3 protein-coding genes are annotated in these 2,824 nt (G+C 47.7%); 1 reads left to right on the forward strand and 2 read right to left on the reverse strand.

Going from position 1 to position 2,824, the window contains the following annotated elements; all coding sequences use genetic code 11:
• Positions 1–506: fumarylacetoacetate hydrolase family protein (locus tag G8764_RS22135; RefSeq protein WP_207952051.1), on the reverse strand; the 506-nt coding region annotated here is incomplete at its 3' end.
• Positions 507–532: 26 nt separating this feature from the next.
• A complete protein-coding gene (locus tag G8764_RS22140; protein WP_166168547.1) occupies positions 533–1,387 on the reverse strand; it encodes an ABC transporter substrate-binding protein in 855 nt (284 codons plus the stop codon).
• A gap of 271 nt (positions 1,388–1,658) precedes the next feature.
• On the opposite strand from G8764_RS22140, the gene kce reads away from it, so the two are divergent.
• Positions 1,659–2,591 carry a 3,5-dioxohexanoate:acetyl-CoA acetone transferase gene (gene kce / locus G8764_RS22145; protein ID WP_166168550.1) on the forward strand — a complete coding sequence of 311 codons (933 nt, stop codon included), beginning with the start codon at positions 1,659–1,661 and terminating at the stop codon, positions 2,589–2,591.
• Positions 2,592–2,824 lie beyond the last annotated feature (233 nt).

A 2,824-nucleotide genomic window follows, 5' to 3' on the forward strand; every position in this document is an offset into this window, starting at 1 on the left:
GTTGTATTTGACGGCAATGGCAGTGAATCATAGGCGCCAGCCATAGCACTCACTGGCTTCATGAACACATAGGGCTCACCGTTTGCCGCACGCTCATCCATCATATTTTCTGCCCAGGTTCTCAACTCAGCATCGCTGAGCCCCTCTGGGCCAACGCCTGCATCGAGTGTCAGATCAATGACATGCTGGCGATAATTAGCGCCAGTACAAAAAATCTGTTGGGGCTTCATAATGGGCGGGTACATGTTTACCGCCTCAAGGTCATGACCACATCGTTCGAATAAACCGTTTTGCAAAGCCGCTTCGACCAGAGCAGAAATAAGATCTTTGGCATCGCCCCAAACCTGCAACAAATCAAATACGGAACGTCCGCGTAAACCCTCCCAATCAGCGTTCGACAGCCCATCAATAAGATCTTCAATAAACGCAACCTTACCTCCAACAGAAACACCTGCGGATGCGCATCCATCGGCTATTGAAAATGTGCAAATACCGTAACCAGTCATCTACTTACCCTTCTTTATTTAAAGAATTAATTCGCGCTAACAAGTGCGCACTTATCAACCAACATTTGGTAGGTAAATCTATCAACGCCTGCTGGATACAAACGCTGCCGCTGCTCAATCAGTAACTCAATACCCGCCCTGTCTGGCACCAAGGTATTCGGTACTGTTTGCAAAAGTGTATTCACCACGACAGCCGGTACGCCATCGTTTTCGAGAAACGCTCTGGCCTCGTTACTATTGCTCAGCATCCAGCGCCTAGCTTGTTCAAGTGCCACCAACCATGCACTCACCTCATTCTTCTTTTGCTCTAAAACAGCACGCCGCACTACCAAACCCTGACCAGGAAAAACGGGATACAGCTGATTAAGATTACTCAGTGCCGCAAAGCCTTGCCCTAGAGCAATAGCATCAAAAGGTGGTCCTAGCAAAGTTGCATCCGCAACACCTTCGCGCAAACCAGTCAAACGTTCAGCAACGCCACCACCCTCAACCCAAATACATTCTTCCAAATCTACACCTGCATCCAACAGTGCATTTTGCAGCGCTACAACAAATCCATTGCCTGGTGCATCAACAAGTAAACGCCGCCCAACCAGATCTTTTAGACCAGACAATTCAGAAATACCTACCAATGTAAGCGGCGTGGTGGATTCAACCTGGCCAATAATGCATGCATCCAAATTGCCAGGCCGATCATTCCAGGCCATGACGTAATCCATAGCAGTAACTACTGCATCAACAGAGCCGTTGAGGAGCGCATCGAACTGAGCATCTGATGAAGGCGTTAACGTTGCCTCCACCTCAAACGCACCTCTGCCTCCATAGCCTGCGGCGGCAACGCGAGCCAGGGCCGGTGCAACAAACCAACTTACCTTAATCAATGGGGCTCTCCCCTAACAGACTAAAATTCAATATCGATACGGAACGTATACTATCTTAAACATTTTTGAATGGGAATACTCTCAAGAAAATAGTTACAAATACGAATAACTAAAGAAGCTAGACACAAGATAACCATTTTGCTATAATTTGTGTACGAACCGTATCGTTTTATATATAAACAAGCAAGCTGTAAGAAGTGCTCACGCGGCTTAGTAAAAAGGGTTCTCGTTAAAAAGCAAAACCGTCAATGTACAAAACGGAAGCAACAATATGAACAAAGTTATTATCACCTGTGCCATAACCGGTGGTGCACACACACCATCAATGTCACCTCACCTGCCGATTACCCCTGCGCAGATTGCCGAGCACTCAATTGAGGCAATCGAAGCGGGAGCTGCGATCGTACACCTGCATGCACGACATCCGGAAACAGGTAAACCCAGTGGATCGCCTGAAATTTTTCGAGAATTTCTCGCCCCAATCAAGGCGCAAACCGATGCCGTGATCAACATTTCTACAGGTGGGGGCGGCCCGGGCATGCCAGTAGCTGAGCGAGCAGAAGCTGGTGCTGCGCTCCAACCAGAAATGTGCTCTTTAAATATGGGTTCAATCAACTTGGTGCTCGCAGAGATGGCCGCCAAGGATCGGGATTGGAATTTCGACTGGGAAAAGCCGTTTCTGGAAAGCACCAAAGGCCTGATTTTCCGCAATACCTATGAAGATATCGAATGGATTCTGCAAGAAATTGGCGTAAAAGGTAATACCCGCTTCGAATTTGAATGCTACGACATCAGTCACATTTACACCCTTGCCTACTTCCTGGAAAAAGGCCTCGTCAAACCACCGCTGTTTGTACAGTCAGTCTTTGGACTTCGCGGCGCAATGGGTGCGCACCCGGAAGACCTGATGCATATGAAGCGGACCGCAGACCGCTTATTGGGACCGAAAAATTATCACTGGTCAATTCTCGCAGCCGGCAAAAATCAAATTCCGCTGGCTACCATGGGCGCCATTATGGGTGCCAACGTGCGCGTTGGCCTCGAGGACAGCCTATACATTAGCCGCGGCAAGTTAGCATCATCAAATGCTGAGCAAGTTAAGAAAATCCGCACAATCCTGGAAGAGCTTGGGCTAGAAATCGCTACTCCTGAAGAAGCTCGAAAAATGTTGGCCCTTAAAGGAAAAGATCAAGTTGGCTTCTAAGTCAAAAGTCACACAGCTTTTGCAACAAGCGGTACCACAGTTTAACGACCAGAAAAACATAGACAGCTTTATTTAAAAGCTATATCCACAAAAGAGGTGAAAAATGAAACTTGGACGTATTGCCGTAGACTCTCCTGATGGAAAAGTCGCCCGATTGGTACTCGTACTCCCCGAAGAAAACCGTGTTATTGACCTGAAAAGTTCAGCGACCCGCGGATTGCAGAAAGAAGGCG

The sequence above is a fragment of the Pseudomaricurvus alcaniphilus genome (assembly GCF_011440395.1).
In the GTDB taxonomy this organism is placed as follows: domain Bacteria; phylum Pseudomonadota; class Gammaproteobacteria; order Pseudomonadales; family Cellvibrionaceae; genus Pseudomaricurvus; species Pseudomaricurvus alcaniphilus.